Source organism: Enterobacter cloacae complex sp. I3, from assembly GCF_014896175.1.
Lineage (GTDB): Bacteria > Pseudomonadota > Gammaproteobacteria > Enterobacterales > Enterobacteriaceae > Enterobacter > Enterobacter bugandensis.
This window is the reverse complement of record NZ_JADBQZ010000037.1, coordinates 1-1664: the sequence shown is the minus strand read 5'-3', so window position 1 is coordinate 1664 and position 1664 is coordinate 1. Positions and strand designations below refer to the sequence as shown.

Annotated in this window: 1 protein-coding gene; it reads left to right on the top strand. The window is 55.0% G+C overall.

Annotation, left to right across the window (positions count from 1 at the left end; genetic code table 11):
• Positions 1-201: 201 nt before the first annotated feature.
• Positions 202-1560: an esterase-like activity of phytase family protein gene (locus IM271_RS20115; protein WP_028015392.1), complete on the top strand. Its 1359-nt coding sequence runs from the start codon at positions 202-204 to the stop codon at positions 1558-1560.
• Positions 1561-1664 lie beyond the last annotated feature (104 nt).

Sequence of the window (1664 nt, the reverse complement as noted above, 5' to 3'; positions counted from 1 at the left end):
AGGCAGGGATAGTGATTTGAGATGCATTAATTGCGCTTCTAATAATTTCCAATTCCATTTCTAAAATCACATAAAAAAACAAATTTTTACATTTTTATGGTCATTATTCGTTCAGATGTCCGGCCACGTTTCCTTTCCATGTCATTTTTCTGACACGTTTGTTCATTACGTTGTGGGCTTCACTTTCCGGATGCTAACAATATGAAAAGAAAAATCATTCCTGTGCTTATCGGCTGTACGCTCTCTTTCTCTGGCCTGGCGGCGCAGCCCACGGCTGAGCGCTATGTTGTCAGCTTCCCTGACGGCTCACACGTGAAATACAGCGGCGCGTTTGCCGGTGCGTTTCCGAATGGACTCCCGGTAGGGATTGGCTCCGGCCTGCTGTTTACGGGCAAGCAGGGCGATGCTCTGACCTTCGCGACCGTAACCGATCGCGGTCCTAACGCCGATGCGCCCAAAATGGGTAAAAACGAAGCCAAAATTTTTGTCACGCCGGATTTCGCGCCGCAGCTGATGACCATCCGCGTTCAGAACGGCAAAGCGGAGGCAACGGATGCCCGCCCGCTGCATGATGATAAAGGCGAGATTAACGGCCTGCCGCTGCAAAGCGGCGTGATTGGAGCCACCAATGAGGTGGCGTTCAGCGATACCCTCAAAATTCTGAAGGGTGACAACCGCGGGCTGGACACGGAAGGCATCACCCCGGACGGCAAGGGCGGTTTCTGGCTGTGCGACGAGTATGGCCCGTTCCTGATTAACGTCGACAGCAAAGGAAAAATTCTGGCGATCCACGGGCCGCAGGCGGCGGAAGGGGAAAAATCCATCGCGGGCGGTCTGCCAAACGTTATCAAATGGCGCCAGCCGAACCGGGGCTTTGAAGGCCTGACCCGGATGCCGGACGGGCGGATTATCGCCGCCGTGCAAAGCACGCTGGATATCGACGGTAAGAGTAAAAAGCAGGCGCTGTTTACGCGTCTGGTCAGCTTCGACCCGGCGACCGGGAAAACGGCGATGTACGGCTACCCCATCGACAGCGCGGCCTACAGCAAAAACAGCGACGCCAAAATCGGCGACATCGTGGCGCTGGACGACCAGCACATCCTGCTGATTGAACAGGGTGAGGATAAAAATGACGCGATGCGTAACCTTATCTACAAGGTGGATCTCAGCAAGGCGAGCGACCTGACCGCTTTCGACAAGCCGGGCGAGTACCCGGAGTTTGATGATGAGAAAACCCTGGCACAGCGCGACATTACCCTTGCAGCAAAAACGCAGGTCGTCGATCTGCGCGCGCTGGGCTGGAAACAGGAGAAGGCCGAAGGGCTGGCGCTGATCGACGGCAAACGGCTTGCGGTGGCGAACGATAACGACTTTGGCGTGAAGGTGGCGATGCAGCATCCGGTCGAGGGCAAAAAGCTCAAGGACTATCGGGTTAACGAGGAAGGCAAGCTGACGCTGGATGATAAACCGGTGGAAACCACGCTCAGCGTGAAGCCGCTGAAGAAGCCGGAGTCAGAGAGCGAGCTGTGGATTGTGACGCTGCCGGAGGCGTTGAAATAATTTTACCTCTCATCCTAACCCTCTCCCTATGTACGGTCCGGGGACATAGTGAACACTTGTTCGGGGACATGGTAGACACTTACAACTGAGGCATAAGTACCCGT